This window comes from Leifsonia shinshuensis, from assembly GCF_013410375.1.
GTDB classification, from domain to species: domain Bacteria; phylum Actinomycetota; class Actinomycetes; order Actinomycetales; family Microbacteriaceae; genus Leifsonia; species Leifsonia shinshuensis.
The window spans coordinates 2,027,287-2,049,571 of the sequence record NZ_JACCFL010000001.1; the positions used below are offsets into that span (position 1 = coordinate 2,027,287).

At 71.4% G+C, this 22,285-nt stretch carries 19 protein-coding genes; 16 read left to right on the top strand and 3 right to left on the bottom strand.

The window, feature by feature from the left end:
* Nucleotides 1-5 precede the first annotated feature (5 nt).
* On the top strand, nt 6-767 hold the full coding sequence (locus HNR13_RS09910) for a lysophospholipid acyltransferase family protein (protein ID WP_179605603.1): 762 nt from the start codon (nt 6-8) through the stop codon (nt 765-767).
* A gap of 82 nt (nt 768-849) precedes the next feature.
* Entirely contained in the window at nt 850-2,178 is a 1,329-nt protein-coding gene (locus tag HNR13_RS09915; protein WP_179609326.1) for a class II 3-deoxy-7-phosphoheptulonate synthase, read from the top strand.
* A 103-nt stretch (nt 2,179-2,281) separates the two neighbouring features.
* Here HNR13_RS09915 and pknB read toward each other — a convergent pair whose 3' ends face one another.
* Both pknB and HNR13_RS09925 read right to left on the bottom strand, forming a co-directional pair.
* Entirely contained in the window at nt 2,282-4,183 is a 1,902-nt protein-coding gene (pknB, locus tag HNR13_RS09920; protein ID WP_179605604.1) for a Stk1 family PASTA domain-containing Ser/Thr kinase, read from the bottom strand.
* Nucleotides 4,184-4,280: 97 nt separating this feature from the next.
* Nucleotides 4,281-5,372 carry a LysM peptidoglycan-binding domain-containing protein gene (locus HNR13_RS09925; protein ID WP_179605605.1) on the bottom strand — a complete coding sequence of 364 codons (1,092 nt, stop codon included), beginning with the start codon at nt 5,370-5,372 and terminating at the stop codon, nt 4,281-4,283.
* A gap of 152 nt (nt 5,373-5,524) precedes the next feature.
* Here HNR13_RS09925 and HNR13_RS09930 point away from each other — a divergent pair, with 152 nt between their 5' ends.
* On the top strand, nt 5,525-5,866 hold the full coding sequence (locus tag HNR13_RS09930; RefSeq protein ID WP_179605606.1) for an Rv2175c family DNA-binding protein: 342 nt from the start codon (nt 5,525-5,527) through the stop codon (nt 5,864-5,866).
* Between the two features lie 80 nt (nt 5,867-5,946).
* Here the strand turns inward: HNR13_RS09930 and HNR13_RS09935 are convergent, their stop codons facing one another.
* Nucleotides 5,947-7,068, bottom strand: coding sequence for a polyprenyl synthetase family protein (locus HNR13_RS09935; RefSeq protein WP_179605607.1), 1,122 nt, complete (start codon nt 7,066-7,068; stop codon nt 5,947-5,949).
* 78 nt (nt 7,069-7,146) lie between these two features.
* On the opposite strand from HNR13_RS09935, the gene HNR13_RS09940 reads away from it, so the two are divergent.
* The 13 genes from HNR13_RS09940 (at nt 7,147) to HNR13_RS10000 (ending at nt 22,230) form a co-directional block, all read left to right on the top strand.
* Nucleotides 7,147-7,527, top strand: coding sequence for a DUF3040 domain-containing protein (locus tag HNR13_RS09940; RefSeq protein WP_179605608.1), 381 nt, complete (start codon nt 7,147-7,149; stop codon nt 7,525-7,527).
* 249 nt (nt 7,528-7,776) lie between these two features.
* Nucleotides 7,777-8,208: a division/cell wall cluster transcriptional repressor MraZ gene (gene mraZ / locus HNR13_RS09945; RefSeq protein ID WP_055916780.1), complete on the top strand. Its 432-nt coding sequence runs from the start codon at nt 7,777-7,779 to the stop codon at nt 8,206-8,208.
* Nucleotides 8,209-8,314: 106 nt separating this feature from the next.
* Nucleotides 8,315-9,265 (top strand): 16S rRNA (cytosine(1402)-N(4))-methyltransferase RsmH, encoded by a 951-nt coding sequence (gene rsmH / locus HNR13_RS09950; RefSeq protein WP_179605609.1) that lies wholly within the window; start codon nt 8,315-8,317, stop codon nt 9,263-9,265.
* Nucleotides 9,262-9,966 (top strand): cell division protein FtsL, encoded by a 705-nt coding sequence (gene ftsL / locus HNR13_RS09955; protein WP_343063518.1) that lies wholly within the window; start codon nt 9,262-9,264, stop codon nt 9,964-9,966. The genes rsmH and ftsL overlap by 4 nt, the downstream gene beginning before the upstream one ends.
* 25 nt (nt 9,967-9,991) lie before the next feature.
* Complete coding sequence (locus HNR13_RS09960) at nt 9,992-11,734, top strand: penicillin-binding transpeptidase domain-containing protein (RefSeq protein WP_179605610.1); 1,743 nt, start codon at nt 9,992-9,994, stop codon at nt 11,732-11,734.
* A 70-nt stretch (nt 11,735-11,804) separates the two neighbouring features.
* Nucleotides 11,805-13,349, top strand: coding sequence for a UDP-N-acetylmuramyl-tripeptide synthetase (locus tag HNR13_RS09965; protein ID WP_179605611.1), 1,545 nt, complete (start codon nt 11,805-11,807; stop codon nt 13,347-13,349).
* The gene (locus HNR13_RS09970) at nt 13,349-14,800 is read left to right on the top strand and encodes a UDP-N-acetylmuramoyl-tripeptide--D-alanyl-D-alanine ligase (protein WP_179609330.1); all 1,452 of its coding nucleotides are present in this window, start codon (nt 13,349-13,351) and stop codon (nt 14,798-14,800) included. Before HNR13_RS09965 ends, HNR13_RS09970 begins: the two co-directional genes overlap by 1 nt.
* Entirely contained in the window at nt 14,797-15,909 is a 1,113-nt protein-coding gene (gene mraY, locus HNR13_RS09975; RefSeq protein ID WP_179605612.1) for a phospho-N-acetylmuramoyl-pentapeptide-transferase, read from the top strand. Before HNR13_RS09970 ends, mraY begins: the two co-directional genes overlap by 4 nt.
* Nucleotides 15,906-17,438, top strand: coding sequence for a UDP-N-acetylmuramoyl-L-alanine--D-glutamate ligase (gene murD, locus HNR13_RS09980; protein WP_343063519.1), 1,533 nt, complete (start codon nt 15,906-15,908; stop codon nt 17,436-17,438). Before mraY ends, murD begins: the two co-directional genes overlap by 4 nt.
* On the top strand, nt 17,401-18,657 hold the full coding sequence (gene ftsW, locus HNR13_RS09985) for a putative lipid II flippase FtsW (RefSeq protein ID WP_179605614.1): 1,257 nt from the start codon (nt 17,401-17,403) through the stop codon (nt 18,655-18,657). Before murD ends, ftsW begins: the two co-directional genes overlap by 38 nt.
* Nucleotides 18,654-19,730, top strand: a complete 1,077-nt coding sequence (locus HNR13_RS09990) for a glycosyltransferase (protein ID WP_179605615.1) — start codon at nt 18,654-18,656, stop codon at nt 19,728-19,730. The genes ftsW and HNR13_RS09990 overlap by 4 nt, the downstream gene beginning before the upstream one ends.
* A gap of 58 nt (nt 19,731-19,788) precedes the next feature.
* Nucleotides 19,789-21,201: a UDP-N-acetylmuramate--L-alanine ligase gene (murC, locus tag HNR13_RS09995; protein ID WP_179605616.1), complete on the top strand. Its 1,413-nt coding sequence runs from the start codon at nt 19,789-19,791 to the stop codon at nt 21,199-21,201.
* Between the two features lie 6 nt (nt 21,202-21,207).
* Entirely contained in the window at nt 21,208-22,230 is a 1,023-nt protein-coding gene (locus tag HNR13_RS10000; protein WP_343063520.1) for an FtsQ-type POTRA domain-containing protein, read from the top strand.
* Nucleotides 22,231-22,285 lie beyond the last annotated feature (55 nt).

The window sequence follows — 22,285 nt, forward strand, 5'->3', positions numbered from 1 at the left end:
GAACGATGTTCTACTGGCTGATGAAGAACCTGATCGCGGGGCCGCTGCTCCGCGGCATCTTCCGACCCTGGGTCGTGGGGCTCGACAACGTCCCCGCGAGCGGCGCCGTCATCCTCGCCAGCAACCACCTGTCGTTCATCGACTCGATCTTCCTGCCGATCGTCGTCGACCGGCACGTCTCCTTCCTCGCCAAGAGCGACTACTTCACCCGGCGCGGCCTGAAGGGCTGGGCGACGCGTGCGTTCATGAACGCCACCGGCCAGCTCCCGATCGACCGATCGGGCGGCAAGGCCTCCGAGGCGTCGCTGAACACCGGCCTCGCCGTGCTGGCGCGCGGCGAGATCCTCGGCATCTACCCGGAGGGCACCCGCAGCCCCGACGGCAAGCTGTACCGCGGCCGCACCGGCGTCGCGCGGATGATCCTGGAGGCCGGCGTCCCTGTCGTCCCCGTCGCGATGGTCGACACCGCCGAGATCATGCCCATCGGCCGCCGCATCCCGCGGGTCGGCCGGATCGGCATCATCATCGGAGAGCCGCTCGACTTCTCCCGGTTCGAGGGCATGGAGGGCGACCGCTTCATCCTCCGCTCGGTGACCGACGAGATCATGTACGCGCTGCACGCGCTGGGCTCGCAGGAGTACGTGGACGTGTACGCGAGCACGGTCAAGGAGAAGCGCGCCGCGCTGGCAGACCCCGCGTCCACGCCGCCGGTCGCGGTCCCGTCACAATCCGCTCCCGCGGCGCCGGAGGCCCGTCCGGCGCGATAGGCTCGGTTATCCCATTCACCCGACCGAGCGGAACAGAACAGTGCTGCAGACCACAGATCCCGTCGTGAAACCTGACGACTCCGTGATCGAGGGTCTCGACTATTGGCGCACGCTCCCGATCAAGCAGCAGCCGCAGTGGCCGGACCCGGAGGCCGCCGCAGCGGCGTCCGCCGAGATCGCGACCCTGCCCCCGCTGGTGTTCGCCGGCGAGGTGGACCAGCTCCGCTCGCGACTCGCTCGCGCTGCGCAGGGCAAGGCGTTCCTGCTGCAGGGCGGCGACTGCGCCGAGACCTTCGCCGGGGCGACCGCGGACCAGATCCGCAACCGCGTCAAGACCGTGCTGCAGATGGCCGTCGTGCTGACCTACGGCGCCTCCGTCCCCGTCATCAAGATGGGCCGGATGGCCGGGCAGTTCGCCAAGCCGCGCTCCAGCGACACCGAGACCCGCGGCGGCGTCACGCTGCCGGCCTACCGCGGCGACATCGTCAACGGCTACGACTTCACGCCGGAGTCGCGCGCCGCCGATCCGCGCCGGCTGATCCAGGGCTACCACACGGCCGCCTCCACGCTGAACCTCATCCGCGCCTTCACGCAGGGTGGCTTCGCCGACCTGCGCGAGGTGCACAGCTGGAACAAGGGCTTCGCCGCGAACCCGGCCAATCAGCGCTACGAGGGCCTGGCGCGCGAGATCGACCGCGCGATCAAGTTCATGGAGGCCGCGGGCGCGGACTTCGACGAGCTGACGCGCGTCGAGTTCTACAGCAGCCACGAGGCGCTCCTGATGGACTACGAGCGTCCGATGACCCGCATCGACTCGCGCACCGGCACGCCGTACAACACGTCCGCGCACTTCGTCTGGATCGGCGAGCGCACCCGCGACCTCGACGGCGCGCACGTCGACTTCCTGTCGCGCGTCCGCAACCCGATCGGCGTCAAGCTCGGCCCGACCACGACGGCCGACGACATGCGCCGCCTGATCGACGCCCTCGACCCCGAGCGGGAGCCCGGCCGGCTGACCTTCATCACGCGCATGGGCGCGGGCAAGATCCGCGACGCCCTGCCGCCGCTCCTGGAGGCCGTGAAGAACTCCGACGCCAACCCGCTGTGGGTCACCGACCCGATGCACGGCAACGGGCTCACCACGCCGAACGGCTACAAGACGCGCCGCTTCGACGACGTCGTGGACGAGGTCAAGGGCTTCTTCGAGGCGCACCGCGCCGCGGGGACGCACCCGGGCGGCATCCACGTCGAGCTCACCGGCGACGACGTCACCGAGTGCCTGGGCGGGTCCGAGCACATCGACGAGGAGACCCTGGCCACCCGCTACGAGTCGCTGTGCGACCCGCGCCTGAACCACATGCAGTCGCTGGAGCTGGCCTTCCTGGTCGCCGAGGAGCTCAGCCAGGGCTGACCCCTACCCGCAACAGCCGAGTACGCAAGAATTCAGCCGCAAACAGCCGAGTACGCAGACTATTCGCGTACTCGGCTGTTTGGCGGGCGGAGGGGAGCGCGGTTCAGAAGCCGGCGAAGTTGACGGTGACCGTCGAGCCCTTGGGCGCCTGCGTGCCGGCGTCCGGCGAGACCTTCGAGACCACGAACGCGCCGGGGAGGAGGTCCGCCGCCGAGCTGTACTTGAGCTGGAACCCCGCGGCTTGGAGTGCGGCCTTCGCCTTGTCCCAGGTCTGGCCCACCACGTCGGGCACCGGCACCGGCTGAGGCCCGCGGGAGGTCTCCAGGGCCACCGTGTCGCCGGGGCGAACGGGCTGGCTCTGCGGCTGCGCCGAGATGACGTCGTCCTTGTCGATGGTGTCGCTGTAGCTCTGCGGACCGGCGGTGGTGTGCAGGCCGACCTTCTCCAGCGCCGCCGTCGCCGCCGAGACCGTCTTGCCGGAGACGTCCGGGATCGGGCCGACGGAGACGACGAGGTTCACGGCGGCCGCCTGGAAGTAGCCGCCGCCTCCGGAGATGTCGGAGCCGTCGGAGGCGCGCGCCGCCGAGATGACCGTGTTCGCCGGGACCTTGGCGTCGAACTGCTGCGCGACGTCGCCGACCTTCGCTCCCGTCGCCGTGATCGCGGCCTTCGCCGCGTCGACGTTCTGCCCGGCGAGGGCGGGGATCGTGACCGGCTGCGGGCCCTTGGACACGCGGATCGTCACCGTGCTGCCGCGGTTCGCCGAGGCGCCCGCCTTCGGGTCGGTGCTGGACACCTGCCCAGCGGGGATCGTCACGCTGTACTCCTGCGCCTGCGCCGTCTTGAAGCCGAGGTTCGTCAGCTCGGCCGCGGCCGTGGCCGGCGCCTGCGAGACGACGTTCGGCACCGTCACGAACGAGCCGGGACCCGAGCCGAAGTACCAGCCCGTCCCGCCCGCCACGGCGGCGAGCACCAGGACGAGGGCGAACAGCCACCAGCCCTTGCCGCGCCGGCGGCGGGCGGCCTCGGTCAGGGTGTCCGTCGCCGTGGGCGTGCTGGAGGCGACCTGCTGCCGGATGGCGGGGTTGATGATCTGGGTGTCGCCGTCGGCGATGTCGAACGCGGGAGGCAGCACCATCGTGGGCTGCACCACGGCGTCGCCGCGGATGGACTTCTCCGCCTCCAGGAGACGGTCGAGCATCTCGCGCGCGTCGGAGGGCCGGCGGTCCGGGTCCTTCTCGGTCGCCCACAGCACCAGCTCGTCGAGCTCCGGCGGCACGGCCGGGTTGACGCTGGACGGCGCGGGCACAGGGTCGTTGGCGTGCTGGTAGGCGATCTGCATCGGCTGCTCGCCGTGGAACGGCTGCGTGCCGGTGAGCATCTCGTACATCATGATGCCGAGCGCGTAGATGTCGCTGCGCGCGTCGGCGACGCCGCGGGTGACGAGCTCGGGGGAGAGGTAGGCGATCGTGCCGAGCAGCGCCTGGCCGGTCGCCGTGTTCGCGCTGGCCGCGCGCGCCAGGCCGAAGTCGCCGATCTTGATCCGGCCGTCGTCGGCCAGGAGCACGTTCTCCGGCTTGAGGTCGCGGTGCACGATGCCGGCCTTGTGCGCGGCCGCGAGCCCGCTGAGCACGGCCTCCATGATGTCGATGGTCTGCTCGGGCGTGAGCTTGCCGTAGTCCTTGAGCAGGTCGCGCAGCGTGATGCCGGGCAGGTACTCCATGACCAGGTAGGCCATGTCCGAGTCCTGGCCCTGGTCGAACACGTTGACCACGTTCGGATGGGCGAGCCGGGCGGCCGAGCGGGCCTCCTGCACGAAGCGGCTCTTGAACGTGTTGTCGTCGGCGAGGTGGCCGTGCATGACCTTGATCGCGACGCGCCGTTCCAGGCGCAGATCGGTGGCCAGGTACACCGTGGCCATGCCGCCCCGGGCGATCCGCGAGCGCACCTGATAGCGGCCGTCGATGAGACGTCCGATCATCGGGTCTGTCTGGCTCGTGGTCACGGATCGAGTCTAGGGAACAGCGCGGTCGCGAATCCTGCAAAACACCGGTGTGCGCCGGGGCTGTGACCCGGCTGTGACCTTCCGCCGGCCGGTGGCGTCACCCGAGTTGCGCCAGCCACGCGCGGGCGGAGGTCTCCCACTTGGCGTACGCGTCGGGGAAGGCCGAGATCTGCACCGCCTGAGCGGCCTGGGTCACGCTCAGGGAGGTCCAGCCGGGGATGTCGAGGAGCCCGCGGGTGCGGCCGCGGTTGGGGTTCGCCGGGCCGCCGTAGAAGGCGAGGGTCGCCCTGGTCGGGTCGAGCACCTGGTCGGGGCTGCCCCAGCCCGTGCTCGGCCGCTGCTGGAACAGGCCGAGGGAGTCGCGGTCGCCGTAGCGGACGTTCCGCAGCCCGGACTCCTGCGCGGCGGCGGCGAGGGCCACGACGATGCCCTGGGCGGGGACGCCCTCCTGGCGGCCGATCCGGATGATGAGCTGGGCGTTCGCCCGCATCTCGTCGCTGAGCGGGACGACCTGGCCCGGCTGGATGACCGGCGCCGGCGCGGGCGACGGCGCGGTGACGACCGCGGCGGTGGCCGGGCGGGGCGTGTCCAGCGATGCGGTCGCCATGCCGGGGATGGCGAGCTTCTGGCCCGGGTAGATGATGCTGGCGCCGCTGAGGCCGTTGGCGCTCAGCACCGCCGAGGTGCGCACGCCGAACCGGGCGGCGATGCCGCTGACGGTGTCGCCGGTCACGACGGTGTAGCCCGTCGCGGCCGGCACGGGGGCCGGCGCCTGCGCGACGGGCGCGGGCGCAGCCGCGGGCTTCGGCGCCCCGCTGAGCGCCAGGACCTGGCCCGGGAAGATCAGGCTCTTCCAGCTGAGCCCGTTGAGCGCCAGCACGGCGGCGGTCGACAGCCCGAAGCGCGCGGCGATCCCCGAGACGGTGTCGCCGGTCTGCACGCGGTAGCTCGCGGGCGCGGCGGCGATCTCGATCTGGCCGGGGGAGGCCGCGGAGCCTGTCGTGCCCGCGGCGCCGCTGATCGTGTTCCGCGGTCCGGTCGCGTCGCTCTTCTCCGGCGCCTGCTCCCGCACGGCGCCGGTGGCGGCCTGCGCGGGGGTGAGGAGGTTGAGCGTCACGGCGATCGATCCGGCGATCGCGATCGGCACCGTGCCCAGCATGCGCCGGTTCGTGCTCTCGCTCAGCGACATGGTCGACCCCCTCATGAGTGGCAAATGCACGGTCCACGCTGACACAGAGTGAGTAAGGAGTCAACCAGTGTGACTGCTGTGACAACAGTTAACACAACCGTAACATTCACTCGACGAGGTGAACGCCGCCAGGACGTGGCACGCTTGTGTGTGTGAACGAGCAGGTCCTGGCCACCGAGTGGCTCACCATCCCCGACCTCGTGGAGCAGCTCGGGCTCGGCGTCAGCCGTGTCCGCAGACTCATCGAGGATCGTCATCTCGCGGCGAAGCGCATCGACGGCGTCCTCAAGGTCCCCGCCGTGTTCCTGCGCGACGGGGAGCCGCTGGGCGAGCTGCACGGCACTCTCGTCGTGCTCGCCGACAACGGCTTCGGCGACGAGGAGGCCGTCGACTGGCTGCTCACCGAGGAGGACAGCCTCGGCGCCGCACCCATCGAGGCGCTGCGCGCCGGACGCAAGGCGGAGGTCCGGCGGGTCGCCCAGGCCCTGGCCTGAGCGAGCGGCCCTGAGCCGCCCGGTCCGGAGCCGCCCGGTCCTGAGCCGCTCGGTTCTGAGCCCCGCGGGCCCCTCGCCGGCTAGGAGGCCCGGCGGGTGACCGTCACGGCGAGCTCGCGCAGCTGTGCGCGCGCCGCCGGGCCGATCGGGGCCTCGTCGAGCGCCTCGATGGCGATCGCGACGTTGTCGGCGATCATCCGCTCCACCTTCTCGACGGCGCCCGAGTCGCGGATCGTCATCTGCAGGGTCTGGATCTGCTGCGGCGTCAGGTCCGGGTCGCCGAGCAGCTCGTCGAGCGTCGCGCGCGCCCCGGCGGGCACCGCCTGCCGGGTGAGCGCGATGAGGACCGTCCGCTTGCCTTCGCGCAGGTCGTCGCCGCTCGGCTTGCCGGTGACCTCCGCGTCTCCGAAGACGCCGAGCAGGTCGTCCCGCAGCTGGTACGCGATGCCGAGGGGGAGGCCGAAGCGGCGGAGCGCGTCGAGCTGGCCGACGGTGGCCCCGGCGAGGCTCGCGCCGATGAGCAGCGGCGACTCGATCGAGTACTTGGCCGACTTGTAGACGATGACGCGCTCGGCGCGGGCGAGCTGGTCGGCGTCCGGCCGCCCCGCCCAGCCGATCTCCTCGAAGATGTCGAGGTACTGGCCGGCCGTGACGTCGAGCCGCATCCGGTTGAACTCGGCCCGCGCCGAGCGCCGGGCCGACGCGCTCACCGTCTGGGTGAGGCCCTCGTCGAAGAGCTCGTCGCTGAGGATGAGCAGGTAGTCGCCGAGCAGCGTTGCGGCTCCCGTGCCGAACGTCGCCCCCGAGCCCTGCCAGCCCTCCTGGTCGTGCAAACGCTCGAAGCGGCGGTGCGCGGAGGGCGCTCCCCGGCGGGTGTCGGAATTGTCGATGAGGTCGTCGTGCACGAGCGCCGCGGCGTGGAAGAGCTCCAGCGCGGAGGCGACGGAGACGACCGCGTCGAGCGGGCCGCCCGCGGTCACCGCGGCGTCCGCACCCGGCTCGTCACCGGCCGTCCGGACGGCCTGCCACCCCCAGAAGCAGAACAGCGCCCTGAAGCGCTTGCCGCCGCTGAGAAAATCCCTCGAAAAAGCCGCGATCGGGGCGAGTTCGTCGGCGATGGAGACGAGAATGGATGCACGCGCATCGAAGAATCCATCGATTCTGGACTGGATGAGGTCGACGAATCGGATGCTTTCGGACACACGTATAGCCTAGTCAGAGTGGTGCGGCTACAATCGGCCACACAACGCCTAGAACCCGCTAGAAAGAGGGGGATCCGGATGCCGCTTTCAGAACATGAGCAGCGCCTCCTCGAAGAGATGGAACGCAGTCTCTACCAGAACGACGCGGACTTCGTTGCGAAGGTCGGAGGCAAGCGGGCCCGCCCCGCCTACCGGTCGATCGTCCTCGGAATCCTCGTCGCCGTCATCGGCGTTGCGGTCCTCGTGACCGGCGTCTTCGTCCAGCTCCCCATCGTCGGGATCCTCGGATTCGTGGTGATGTTCGGCGGCGTGCTCCTGGCCATCGCGCCGGGCAAGCGCGTGGCGATCGATCCCGACGCAGCGGCGGCCGGCTCGTCCGGCAAGCCGACCCGCGGCCAGCCCGGCTTCATGGACCGCATGAACGACCGCTGGGACAAGCGCCAGGACGGGCAGCAGTAGCCCCTCCACCCCACTCCCCGCACCCCCCCCGCTCGGGCCGATCTTCGGATCGGCCCTTTTTTCGTGCCCGCACGCTCCCCGGAGGCCTCTTCACCCTCCATTTCCCTCCACCGCGTTTTTCCGCGTATTTCCGCGCCCAAAACACCCCTAAACGGGGCAAAACGGCCGATGGTACTGATTTTGTGGATGGGAGTGGAGTAAAGTGGAGGTACACCGCAACCGTGGCCGGGAGAGTGGGGGGTGGAGTCGATGTTCCTCGGCACCTATGCCCCCAAGCTGGACGAGAAGGGGCGCATCATCCTGCCGGCCAAATTCCGGGATGAGCTCGCGTCCGGACTCGTCCTGACCCGCGGTCAGGAGCACTGCGTCTACGTCTTCTCGCAGCGCGAGTTCGAATCGCTGCACGAGAAGATCCGGCAGGCGCCGGTGACCAGCAAGCAGGCCCGCGACTACCTGCGCGTGTTCCTCTCGGGGGCGAGCGCGGAGGTGCCGGACAAGCAGAACCGGGTCACCATCCCGACCCCGCTGCGGTCGTACGCGGGGCTCGACAGGGACCTGGTGGTGATCGGCGCGGGCAGCCGTGCCGAGATCTGGGACGCCGAGGCATGGGAGACCTACCTCGCCGAGCAGGAGGCAGCATTCGCGAACACGGAGGAGGAGGTGATCCCGGGACTGTTCTAGCGCCTGGCGCCGGACTCCCAGCCATACGCCCTGACACCACTTCCCCGGTGGCAGGTCGGAATGGATGGGGATCCGGAATCAGGAGCCGGTCCACCCGGATGCGGACATGACGGACGACATCCACACCCCCGTCCTCCTCGAGCGCTGCATCGAGCTGCTCGGCCCTGCCCTGCAGGAGCCGGGCGCCGTCTTCGTGGACGCGACCCTCGGCATGGGCGGCCACTCGGCCGGCGTGCTGGAGCGCTTCCCCGGGGTCACCCTGGTCGGCCTCGACCGCGACCCGGAGGCGCTGGCCATCGCCGGCGCCCGGCTGGCGCGCTTCGGCGACCGCGTCCACCTGGTGCACACGGTCTACGACGGCATCCGCGACGCCCTCGACGGCCTCGGCATCGACACGATCGACGGCGTGCTGTTCGACCTCGGGGTCTCCTCGCTGCAGCTCGACCGCGTCGAGCGCGGCTTCTCGTACTCCAAGGACGCGCCGCTCGACATGCGGATGGACGGCACCAGCGACCTCACGGCCGAGGTCGTCCTGGCCTCCTACTCCGAGGCCGACCTGCGCCGGATCTTCCGCGACTACGGCGAGGAGAAGCTCGCCGCCCGCTACGCGCGCCGCATCGTGGAGGAGCGGCAGAACGCGCCGATCGTCCGTTCCGGCCAGCTGGTCGACATCCTGCAGAAGGCCACGCCGGCCGCGATCTCGCGGCAGGGCCATCCTGCCAAGCGCGTCTTCCAGGCGCTGCGCATCGAGGTGAACCAGGAGCTGGCGGTGCTGGAGCGCGCCATCCCGGCCGCGATCGACGCGCTGGCGGTCGGCGGCCGGATCGTCGTGGAGTCTTACCAGTCGCTGGAGGACCGCATCGTCAAGCGCGAGCTGCAGACGCGGTCGCGCTCCAGCGCACCCGCGGGGCTTCCCGTCGAGCTCCCGGAGCACCGGCCGGAGCTGAAGCTCCTGATCCGGGGCGCCGAGCTCGCCGACGACGAGGAGAAGGCGGCCAACCCGAGGGCGACCCCGGTCCGCCTGCGCGCGGCCGAACGAGTGAGGAGGGACTCGTGAGCAGCAACACGATGAGTACGGGGGTCCGCAGGCGTCCGACGATGACCTGGCACGTTCCGGCCTCGACGGCGGCGACCGCGCCCGTGCTCGACGCGCCCGCCCCGCCGCTGGACCGTCCGGAGCGGCCGGCGCGCGAGCGCCGCGCCCACCTCGAGGTGGTGCCGACCAGGAGCCAGCGCCGGGCGCGCCCGCGCACCCTCTACGCGGTCACCGCGGTGTCCGCGCTGCTCGTGATCGTGGTGGCGCAGCTGCTGCTCAGCATCGGCGTCTCGCAGGGCGCCTACCAGCTGAGCTCGCTGCAGGCCCAGCAGACGCAGCTGCAGCGCAGCTACCAGGCGGCATCGGAGGACCTCAACCGGCTCACCTCCCCGCAGAACCTCGCCGCCAACGCCAACGCGCTCGGCATGGTCAGCAACAGCAACCCCGCCTACCTGCGCCTCTCCGACGGGGCGGTGCTCGGCGCGCCCATCGCCGCGACCCCGGCGGCAGGCACGGTCACCGGAGGCCAGGGCAACCTGGTGCCGAACGCGCAGCTCAACGGCGTGCCGCTGGTCGCCGGGCCCGCGGCGGGAGCGGCCGCCCCCGCTGCGGGGGCAGCCGGCCAAGCTGGGAGTTCCGCAGGCGCGGGTGCGTCGTCCACCGCTCCCGCCACGCCGTCCGTACCGTTGCAGGGAGCGTTGCCGACACCGGTGACGCACTGACGACGCGACGGGACGGACGCGGGGCGTGATCAACAGGAAGATGCTTCGGCGGCGGACGGCCCTGACCGTCGTCGCCGTCGCGGCGTTCGTCGCCATCCTCGGCGGCAAGCTGGTCGACATCCAGGTGGTCCGCGCCGACGCGCTGCAGAAGGCGTCGGTGAACGCCAAGGAGGACTCGAACACCCTCTACGGCAACCGCGGCGACATCGTCGACGCGAGCGGCAAGATCCTGGCGACGACGATCTACACCTACACCGCGCAGGCTTCGCCCTCCGACGCGATCGCCGGCGGCCGCGACAAGATGGTGGAGGCCGCCGCGAAGATCGGCGCGATCACCGGCCAGGGCGGCGACGCCGTGGTGAAGCTCTTCGACGACGCCCTGAAGGCGAACGCCAAGTCGAAGTACGTGCTCATCAAGTCGGGCATGGACGTCACCGCCTTCAACAAGCTCGACAAGCTGCCGTACCCCTGGCTGACCTTCAGCAAGACCCAGGCGCGCAGCTACCCCGACGGAGCCGTCGCGGGCAACCTGATCGGCTACGTCTCGCAGGCCGGCAACGGCGGCCTGGAGGAGAGCGAGAACGGCTGCCTGGCCGGCGTGAACGGCCTGGAGACCTACCAGCGCGGCGCCGACGGGGTGGCCATCCCCGGCAGCACGGTCGTCCAGAAGAAGGCCAAGGACGGCGGGACCCTCCAGCTGACGGTCGACAGCGACCTGCAGTGGTTCGCCGAGCAGACGCTGGCCCAGCAGGTCGCGGCGACCGGGTCGAAGTTCGGCTTCGTCACGGTCGCGGAGGCGAAGACCGGCAAGATCAAGGCGATCGCCCAGTGGCCCGCGCTCGATCCGAACAACATCGACGCGACCGACCCGTCGTTCTGGCGCCTCCAGTCGCTGACGGACCCGCGCGAGCCGGGCTCGACGTTCAAGGCGCTCACCGCGTCGATGCTCATCGACCAGGGCAAGGCGACGCCCACCAGCCAGGTCCTTGCGCCCTACGAGTGGAAGTCCGGCAACGGCGCCGACCTGCACGACTCGGGCTACCACGCGCCGGAGCGGCTCACCCTCACCGGCGTGCTGATGAACTCGTCGAACACCGGCATGTCGCAGCTGGGCCGCGCCCTCACCGACCAGACCCGCTACGACTACCTCAAGAAGTTCGGGATCGGCGCCTCGACCGGGCTGCCCTACCCCAACGAGGACTCCGGCGAGCTGCACCCGGTGAAGGACTGGGACGACCAGACCAAGTACGCGACGATGTTCGGCCAGGGCGTGTCGGCCACCCAGCTGCAGATGGTGAGCGCGTACCAGGCGCTCGCCAACGGCGGCACCCGCATCCCGCTCACGATGGTCGCCGGCTGCAAGCAGGCGGACGGCACGATCACCGACGTCCCGAAGCCCACGCCGATCCCGGTCGTCTCGGCCGCCGCGGCCAGCACGACGCTCGGGATGCTGGAGTCGGTGACGACCAAGGGCGAGCTCTCCAAGCAGCTGAACATCCCCGGCTACAACGTCGCCGCGAAGACCGGAACGGCCCAGCAGCCGGACGGCAAGGGCGGCTACCTGCCGTCGTACTACGTGTCGGTGATGGGGGTCGCCCCGGTGGACGATCCGCAGTACGTCGTTTCGGTCAACCTCGGGTTCCCGACTACCATTACTTCGTCGGCTGCCGCCGCTCCGCTGTTCCACACGATCATGAGCCAGGTGCTGAAGACCTACCGGGTCAAGCCCTCCACGACGGCCCCCGCCGACTTCCCGCCCTACTACTGAACCCCGACCGAGACAGCAGTCGCCCGAACCGCCGTCCCGCTTCGAACACCGTCTACTGAAAGTGAGCCCCGTGACAGGACCGGCGCCCTCCTCCCTGCGCCCCGAGCATCCCGTCGCCCGCCCGCTCGCCCAGCTGGTCGCGGAGTTCGGGCTGGATGTGCGAGGGGATCTCGACGCCGTCGAGGTCACCGGCGCGGCTCTCGCGAGCTCGGCCGTCGAGCCCGGCGACCTGTACGTCGGCGTTCCGGGCAAGAACGTCCACGGCGCGAGCTACGCCGCCGCCGCCGTCGAGGCCGGGGCCGTCGCCGTCCTGACCGACGCAGCGGGCGCGGAGCTCGCCGCCGATGCGGGCGTCCCCGTCATCGTCACGCCGGACCCGCGCGCCGCGCTCGGCGCGGTGGCGAGGTGGGTCTACCGCACCGACGAGAACGCGGCGACGCTGTTCGGCGTCACCGGCACCAACGGCAAGACCAGCGTCGTCTACCTGCTCTACGCGATCCTCGGTCAGCTCGGCGTCGTCGCCGGCCTGTCCTCGACCGCGGAGCGCCGCATCGGCGAACACGCGATCACGAGCAAGCTGACCACGCCGGAGGCGAGCGAGCTGCACGCGCTCCTGGCGCGGATGCGCGAGGAGGGTGTGCGCGCCGTCGCCCTCGAGGTCTCCGCCCAGGCCCTCAGCCGGCACCGCGTGGACGGGATCGAGTTCGACGTCGTCGGCTTCACCAACCTGAGCCACGACCACCTCGACGACTACGCCGCGATGGACGACTACTTCGCCGCCAAGCTGGAGCTGTTCCAGCCCGACCGCGCCCGCCGCGGCGTCGTCACCGTCGACTCGGAGTGGGGCCGCGCGCTGGTCGAGCAGTCCCGCATCCCGGTCTCCACGCTCGCCAGCGTGCCGGGCGTCGACGCCGACTGGACCCTCACGGTGCTGGAGGAGACCCTCGCCGAGACGGTGTTCGAGCTCGCCGGCCCGGACGGCCGCCGCCTGGAGACCCGGGTGCCGCTGCTCGGCGCCTACAACGCCGCCAACGCCGCGCTGGCGATCGTCATGCTGGTGGACTCCGGCTACGACCTCGACGCGATCGGGGCCGCGCTGGAGCGCGACGGCGGGATCGACGCCTACGTGCCCGGCCGCACCGAGCGGCTCTCGGGCGACCGCGGCCCGGTGGTCTTCATCGACTACGGCCACACGCCCGACGCCTTCTCGTCGCTGCTGGGCGCGCTGCGCCGCGTCACCGACGGCCGGATCGTGATGGTCTTCGGCGCCGACGGCGACCGCGACACCACCAAGCGCGCCGACATGGGCGCGATCGCGGCCCGCGGCGCGGACGCGGTGGTCATCACCGACTTCCACCCGCGCTCGGAGGACCCCGCCCTGATCCGCGCGGCGCTGCTCGACGGCGCCCGCGCGGCCGTGCCGGACGCCGAGCTCTACGAGGTCGCCGACCCGCGCGCCGCGTTCCGCACCGCGCTCTCGCTCGCCGGCGAGGGCGACGTGGTGCTGTACGCCGGCCCTGGCCACGAGGACTACCAGGAGGTCGCCGGCCAGCGCCTCCCGTACTCGGCCCGCGACGACGCGCGTCTGGCGCTGCGAGAGGCCGGGTGGCTCTGATGATCGCGCTCACCCTCGCCGAGATCGCCGCCGCCACCCGCGGCACGCTGCTCCTCGACGGCGCTCTCCTGCCCGACGGGACCTCGGCCACCCCGGAGACCGTCGTCTCCGGCCTCTCCACCACCGACTCCCGCGAGGTCGTGCCCGGCACGATCTTCTTCGCCAAGCCGGGCGAGGTCACCGACGGGCACCTGTTCGCGCCGCAGGCCGCCGAGTCCGGAGCCGCCCTCCTGGTCGTGGACCACGCACTCGACGTGCCGGTCCCGCAGCTCCTCGTCCCCGACACCGTCGTGGCGCTCGGGGACCTCGCGACCGAGGTCATCGCCCGCGTCCGCGCGCTCGGCGCCCTGAAGATCGTCGGCGTCACCGGCTCCAACGGCAAGACCACCACCAAGAACCTGCTGCGCGAGATCCTGGAGCAGGTCGGCCCGACCATCGCGCCGCGCGCGTCCTTCAACAACGAGGTCGGCGCGCCGGTCACGATGCTGGAGGTCACCGAGGAGACCCAGTACCTCGTCGCCGAGATGGGCGCGAGCGGCATCGGCGAGATCGCGCGCCTGGTCCGGATGGCCCGGCCCGACATCGGCATCGTCCTCAAGGTGGGCCTCGCGCACGCCGGCGAGTTCGGCGGCATCGAGAAGACCCTCGCGGCCAAGACCGAGATGGTCAGCGACCTGCTGGAGTCCGACGTCGCCGTCCTCAACCTGGACGACCCGCGCGTGGCCTCGATGGCCGACAAGACCCTGGCCCGCGTGCTGTGGTTCGGCCTGGACGACCGCGCGGCCGTGCGGGCCACCGACGTGCGCTCGACCGCGCGCGGCACGTCGTTCGTGCTGCACCTCCCGCCGGCCGACGGCGGCGAGGGCGCGGGGGAGTCGCGTCCCGTGCAGTTCCGCGTGCTCGGCGAGCACCACGTGATGAACGCGCTGGCCGCCGCGGCCGCCGCGCACACCCTCGGCGTGGACATCGACACGATCGTCCGCGGACTTCAGACGGTGCAGCGCGCCGAGCGCTGGCGGATGGAGGTGATGGGAGGCGCCCGCGGCGTCACCGTCATCAACGACGCCTACAACGCGAGCCCGGACTCCATGGCCGCCGCGATCAAGACGCTGGCGCAGATCGCCGAGCCGGGGGAGCGCACGATCGCCGTCCTCGGCGAGATGAGCGAGCTGGGCGAGTTCTCCGGCGAGGAGCACGACCGGATCGGCCTGCTGGCCGTCCGGCTCGGCATCGACCAGCTCGTCATCGTCGGGCCGTCCGCGCGCCGGATGCACATCACCGCCATCAACGAGGGCTCGTGGGACGGGGAGTCCCTGTACTTCGAGACCCAGGACGCGGCGTTCGACCATCTCACCGGGGCGCTCCGCTCCGGCGACACGGTGCTCGTCAAGTCCTCCAACTCGGCGGGGCTGCGCTTCCTCGGCGACCGACTGGGAGAATTCTTCTCGTGAGAGCCCTTCTGACCTCCGGCGCGTTGTCGATGGCGTTCACGCTGTTCCTGACGCCGCTCTTCATCCGGCTCTTCCACCGCCTCCAGTGGGGCCAGTTCATCCGCGACGACGGGCCGCAGAGCCACCACGCCAAGCGCGGCACCGCCACGATGGGCGGCATCGTCGTCATCCTCGGCACGCTGTTCGGCTACTTCACCGCCCTGCTGCTGACCGGGGACGAGACGAGCGTCTCGGCCCTGCTGGTGCTGTTCCTCATGGTCGGGCTCGGGATCGTCGGCTTCGTCGACGACTTCCTCAAGACCCGCCGGGAGCGCAGCCTGGGCCTCACCGGCTGGGCCAAGGTCGCCGGGCAGGTCGTCGTGGCCACCGTGTGGGCCTTCCTCGCGGTCCGGTTCCCGGACGCGCGCGGCTACACGCCGGCGACGATGAGCGTGTCGTTCATCCGTGACCTGCCGATCGACTTCGGCTCGATCACCAAGTTCGGCGTGATCGGCGTGCTCGTCGGGTACGGTCTCTACCTGATCTGGATCAACTTCATCGTCGCCGCCACCTCCAACGGCGTGAACGTCACCGACGGGCTGGACGGCCTCGCGTCCGGCGCGAGCATCCTCGCCATCGGCGCGTACATCATCATCGGGTTCTGGCAGTCGATCCAGTCCTGCGCGAACCCCACCCTCAATCCCGAGAACATCGCCAAGTGCTACGACGTGCGCGATCCGTTCGACCTGGCGATCGTGGCGACGGCGATCGTGGGGGCCGTGGTCGGGTTCCTCTGGTGGAACACGTCGCCGGCGCAGATCTTCCTCGGCGACACCGGCTCGCTCGCCCTCGGCGGCGCGGTGGCCGCGCTCGCGATCCTCAGCCGCACCGAGCTGCTCCTGGTCCTCATCGGCGGTCTGTTCGTGATCGAGGCGGGCTCGGTGATCGTCCAACGGGCGTACTTCAAGATCACCCACGGCAGGCGCATCTTCCTGATGAGTCCGATCCACCATCACTTCGAGCTGAAAGGCTGGGCGGAGGTGACGGTCGTCGTCCGGTTCTGGATCATCGGCGGCCTGCTCGTCGCGGCCGGCGTCGGATCGTTCTACCTCGAATGGCTCGCGACGTGACCGGAGCCCGCGAACGCCTGGAGGCGCTGACCAGCTGGCACCACGACTGGTCGGGGCTGCGTGTCGCCGTCCTCGGCCTCGGTGTCACCGGCTTCTCGGCCGCGGACACGCTGGCCGAGCTGGGGGCCGAGGTGCTGGTCGTCGCGTCCCGCGCCGACGCCGAGCGCGCCATGCTGCTCGAGGTGATCGGCGCCGAGCTGCTGGAGGAGTCCGACCTCAGCGCACCGCCCGCGCGGCTGGTCGAGTTCGACCCGGAGCTCGTGGTCGTCTCGCCCGGCTTCCACTGGGACCACCCGCTGCTGCTCTGGGCCGAGCAGGGCGACATCCCGGTCTGGGGCGACATCGAGCTGGCCTGGCGGCTGCGCGACAAGGTCGGCGACCCGGCCGACTGGATCTGCGTCACCGGCACGAACGGCAAGACCACGACCGTCCAGCTCACCGCGACCATGCTGCTCGCCGGCGGCTCCCGCGTCGCGCCGTGCGGCAACATCGGGGTGCCGGTGCTCGACGCCATCCGCGACCCGCAGGGCTTCGACGTGCTCGTGGTGGAGCTGTCGAGCTACCAGCTGCACTGGGTGAACCGGAACCGCGGCGGCGAGCTGTCGCCGTACTCCGCGGCCTGCCTCAACATCGCCGACGACCACCTCGACTGGCACGGCTCCCTGGAGGCCTACATCGCCGCCAAGGCGAAGGTCTACGACAACACGCAGGTGGCCTGCGTCTACAACCGCGCCGACGGCAACACGCTCCGCATGGTCGAGGAGGCCGAGGTGATCGAGGGTGCGCGCGCCATCGGCTTCGGCCTCGACGTGCCGGGCCCGAGCGACTTCGGGATCGTGGACGGCATCCTCTGCGACCGCGCGTTCCTGGAGGACCGCCGCAACAGCGCCATCGAGCTGACCACCCTGGACGAGCTCGCGGAGGCCGGCCTCGCCGCCCCGCACGTCGTCGCCAACATCCTGGCCGCCAGCGCCCTCGCCCGGTCCTACGGAGTCGAGCCGCAGGTCATCCGCGACGTGCTCACCGCCTTCCGGCTCGACGCGCACCGCATCGAGCTGGTGCGGGTGGAGGCCGGCGTCAGCTGGGTCGACGACTCCAAGGCCACCAACCCGCACGCCGCCGACGCGTCGCTGCGCGCCTACCCGTCCGTGGTCTGGGTGGTCGGCGGCCTGCTGAAGGGCGTCGACGTCGAGCAGCTGGTCGCGGCCCACGCCGGCCGGCTGCGCGGCGCCGTGGTGATCGGGGTCGACAGGGCCCCCCTCCTGGCCGCATTCGAGCGACACGCCCCCGGGCTTCCGGTGCTGGAGGTGGTGGCCGACGAGACTGAGGGGGTCATGCCGACGGCGGTGCGGCTGGCCGGCGGTCTCGCCCGCGAGGGGGACACAGTCCTGCTGGCTCCGGCGGCGGCGTCGATGGACCAGTTCACCGACTACGCAGAGCGCGGGCGTCTCTTCCAGGCGGCCGTCAACGAGTTCTTTGGAGGTGGGGCGGATGACGACGAGCCCGCCTCGCGTCCGCCGGGGGCCTGAGCCGCAGGACGCAGAGCCGCCTGCCGGGTCCCGTTCCGGCCTCACCGCGCGCATCTCGCTCGGCCGGGCGATGAACAGCGAGTCCTCGGACTACTTCCTGCTGCTCGGCATCACCCTCTTCATGGTGGTGTTCGGCCTGGTCATGGTGCTCTCGTCGTCTGCGGTGGAGTCGCACAACGACACCGACAACTTCTTCTCGCGGTTCTGGTCGCAGGGCATGTACGCCCTGATCGGCCTCCCGCTGATGTTCATCGTCTCGCGCATCCCGCCGACGTTCTGGAAGCGCTCGATCTGGTTCATCCTCGGAGCCGCGTGCTTCGTGCAGTTCCTCGTGCTGGTGACGCCGCTCGGCGTGGAGATCGGCGGCAACCGCAACTGGATCCGGATCGGCGGATTCGTGGGGCAGCCGTCCGAGGCGATCAAGATCGCGCTCGTCATCTGGCTCGGCGTCGTCCTGTCCCGCAAGCAGGACCTGCTCGACGACTGGCGGCACGTCGCCCTCCCCGTCCTCCCGATCGCGGGCACGGCGATCGGCGTCGTCGTGCTCGGCGGCGACCTCGGCACGACCGTCGTCATGTCGGCGTTCGTCCTCGGCGGCCTCTACTTCGCCGGGGTGCGGCTGCGCTACCTGTTCGTCGGGCTCGTGGGCGTCGCCATCGTGGCCGTCGTGGTGGCGATGTCGAGCGCCAGCCGGATGGGCCGCATCGCCGCGCTCTTCGGCGGCACGAGCGCCGCGAACCCGGACGTGAACTGGCAGATCAACAACGGCTTCTACGCGCTGGCGTCCGGCGGCGTGTTCGGCGTCGGCCTCGGCAACTCGCACTCGAAGTGGTCGTGGCTGCCCGCCGCCGACACGGACTTCATCTTCGCGATCATCGGCGAGGAGCTCGGCCTGATCGGCGCCGTCGTCGTGCTCCTGCTGTTCGTGATGCTCGCGATCGTCTTCCTGCGGATCATCCACGCGTCGACCGACACCTTCCCGCGTGTCACGACCGCGGCGATCATGGTGTGGCTCATCTTCCAGGCGTTCGTGAACATCGCGGTCGTGCTCGGCGTCATCCCGGTGCTCGGCGTGCCGCTCCCACTGATCTCTGCGGGAGGTACTGCGATGATCAGTTCCATGATCGCAATCGGCATCGTGCTGTCCTTCGCCCGCCAGAACGCCCGGAACTCCCGCAGCGGAGGGGGCGCGCGCCGCGTCACGGGCAGCGCCCTGTGAGCCGCTACCTTCTGGCCGGCGGCGGGACCGCCGGCCACGTCAACCCGCTGCTCGCCGTCGCCGACCGGCTGCGCCGCGACGACCCGTCCGCGGAGGTCCTGGTGCTGGGTACCAAGGAGGGGCTGGAGGCGCGCCTCGTCCCCGACCGCGGCTACGAGCTCGCGACCATCCCCAAGCTGCCGTTCCCGCGCCGGCCGAACGGTGCGGCGCTCCGCTTCCCCGGCGAGTACCGGCGCGCCGTGCGCACGGTGACCGACCTGATCCGCGACCGCGGCATCGACGTCGTGGTCGGCTTCGGCGGCTACGCGGCCGCGCCCGCCTACTCCGCCGCCCGGAAGGCGCACGTGCCGTACGCGCTGCACGAGGCGAACGCCCGGCCCGGCCTCGCCAACCGGCTCGGCGCGCGCTCCACCCGGTGGGTGGGCGTCGCGTTCGAGGGCACCCCTTTGCGGCACGCTCGCTTCGTCGGGATGCCGTTGCGCCGCGAGATCGAGGAGCTCGACAGGGAGGCCTCCCGCCCGGCGGCCCTGGCCGAGTTCGGCCTCTCCGCCGACCGCCCGACCCTCCTGGTCACCGGAGGCTCGCTCGGCGCCCGGCGGCTCAACGGGACCATCGCCGAGCGCGCGGCAGAACTGACCGCGGCCGGCTGGCAGGTGCTGCACATCCAGGGCGGCCGCGGCGAGCTCACCGACCCGGGCATCGAGCACTACCGGCTGCTGGACTACTGCGACCGGATGGACCTCGCCTTCGCGCTGACCGACTTCGCCGTCGCACGTGCCGGCGCCGCGACCGTCTGCGAGTTCGCCGCCCTCGGCATCCCCGCGGTGTACGTGCCGTTCCCGATCGGCAACGGCGAGCAGCGCTTCAACGCGGCGGGCGTGGTGCAGGCGGGCGGCGGCATCCTGGTGGACGACGCCGAGTTCCTGCCCGCGTGGGTCGACGGCCGCCTGCTCCCGCTGCTGGCGGACCGTGCGGCAGTGGACGAGATGGCGCGCAAGGCCGCGATCACCGGAGTGCGCGACGGCTCCGACCGGATGGTCGCCCTGATCCGGAGTGCCCTGAAGGAATCCTGAGGTTCGCCGCGTAGCCTGTAACCTGATCAACTCGACTCGCGGAACGAAAGCAGCACCTGTGACGATCAAACCCGACCTCAACGCCACCATCCCCGACGAGCTGGGCAGTCTCCACTTCGTCGGCATCGGCGGCTCGGGCATGAGCGGCATCGCGCGGCTCTTCCTGGAGTCCGGCCACACCGTCACCGGCTCCGACGTGCGCCACTCGGCCAACATCGACGCGCTGCGCGCCCTCGGCGCCACCATCGCCATCGGCCACGACGCCGCGAACGTCGGCGACGCCGACACCCTCGTGGTGACCGGAGCGCTCTGGCAGGACAACCCGGAGTACCAGCTCGCGCTGGCGAACGGCATCCCGGTGCTGCACCGCTCGCAGGCGCTCGCCTGGCTGATCAACAAGAAGCGTCTGGTCGCCGTCGCCGGAGCGCACGGCAAGACCACCTCCACCGGCATGATCATCACCGGCCTGCTCGGCCTCGGCGAGGACCCGAGCTTCGTCAACGGCGGCGTCATCGCCTCCCTCGGCAAGAGCTCGCAAGCCGGCAGCGGGGAGCTGTTCGTGGTGGAGGCGGACGAGTCGGACGGCTCGTTCCTGCTCTACGACACCGCGGTGGCGCTCATCACGAACGTCGACCCCGACCACCTCGACCACTACGGCTCGCTGGAGGCGTTCGAGGACGCCTTCCTGACCTTCGCCCGCGAGGCGGACGAGTTCGTGGTCGTCTCCTCGGACGACGCGGGCGCTCAGCACGTCCACCGCCGCCTGGCCGAGGTGGCCCCGGAGAAGCGCGTGATCTCCTTCGGCGAGGCGCAGGACGCCGACGTACGCGTCCACTCGATCGTCACCGACGGGCCGGTCGCCTTCTCCCTGACCTACGCCGGCGCGGAGTACTCCGCCCGCCTGCGCGTGCCGGGGCGGCACAACGCGATCAACGCCGCGGGCGCCTTCGCGGTCCTGACCGGGCTCGGCTTCGAGCCGGCGGCCTCCCTGGCGGCGATCGCGGAGTTCGGCGGCACCGAGCGCCGCTTCGAGCTGCACGGCAACGTCGGCGGCGTGAGCGTCTACGACGACTACGCCCACCACCCGACCGAAGTCGCCGCCGCGCTGTCGGCCGCCCGCACGGTCGTCGGCGACGGCCGCATCATCGCCGTCCACCAGCCGCACCTCTACAGCCGCACCCGGCTGTTCGCGAAGGAGTTCGCCGAGACCCTGGAGACCTACGCGGACGAGACCGTCGTGCTCGACGTCTACGGCGCCCGCGAGGACCCCGAGCCCGGCGTCACCGGCGCGCTCGTCGCCGAGCGGTTCGAGCACCCGGAGCACGTCGCCTTCATCGCGGACTGGCAGGAGGCCGCCGACCACACCGCGCGCATCGCGCGCGAGGGCGACTTCGTGATCACGCTCGGCTGCGGCGACGTCTACCGGATCGTCCCGCAGCTCCTCGACTCGCTCCGTCACGTTCGGGAGTAGCCGGCGGTGAAGCGTCCCCAGGGTTTCGACCGGTCGGCCGCGCGGCAGGCGCAGGCGGCGCCGTCCGTGCCCGAGGCCGCGCCCGCGCGCCAGGAGACGAGCGGCGGCGCCTCCGCCCGGGCCGAGTCGGCCTCGCCCGTCGGCACGCTCACCGAGCCCGTCCCGATCGTCCGCTCGGACGACCCGACCCGCGCCGGGACGTCCCGGCCGTCCCGCGCGACCGACCCCGTGCCGGCCGCCGAGCGCGTCCCGAGCAACCGCGAGATCTCCAAGGCCCTGCGCGCCGCCCGGGCCGAGCGCAGGCGGGTCGAGCGCGGCGAGGTGCGCCGGTTCACCAAGCGCTCCCGCCGGCGAAGGATGGCCTGGCTGGGGGCCGCGGGCGTCGCGGCCGCCCTGGTGCTCGGCGTCGTCCTGGTCGGGCTCTCGCCGCTGCTGGCCCTGAAGCACATCCAGGTCGTCGGGGCGTCGCGGCTCGACGCCGCCGCGATCGCGGCCAAGCTCGGCGACCAGGCCGGCAAGCCGCTCGCCCTGCTCGACCAGGCCGCGATCTCCAGCGACCTCGCCGCGTTCCCGCTCATCCGCAGCTACACGCTGGAGAGCCACCCGCCGGACACGCTGATCGTGCGGATCGTCGAGCGTCAGCCCATCGGCGCCGTCCAGCAGGGCTCCGCGTTCGTGCTGGTGGACGCGGCGAAGGTGCCGATCTCGTCCAGCGCGACGCGGCCGGCCGGCTACCCGATCATCGCGGCGACCGGCGCGGCCGCCGACGCGAACGCGGACTCCGGCTTCGCCGCGGCGGCCGCGGTGCTGTCGGCGCTGCCCGCCGACGTCCTGAGCCGGGTGGACACCATCTCGGCGAAGACCAAGGACGACGTCTCGTTCACCCTGCGTGAGGGCGGCGCGACCGTCGTCTGGGGGAGCGCGGAGGACTCCGCGCTCAAGTCCGCGGACCTCGCGGCGCTGCTCAAGGGCGCGCCCAAGGCGAGCCGTTTCGACGTCTCGTCGCCGCACAGCGTGACGACGGGATGACCGCGTGGACGGCGCATTTGCCGACACGCCTGCGAACTGCGGCGGAGGGGGCCTT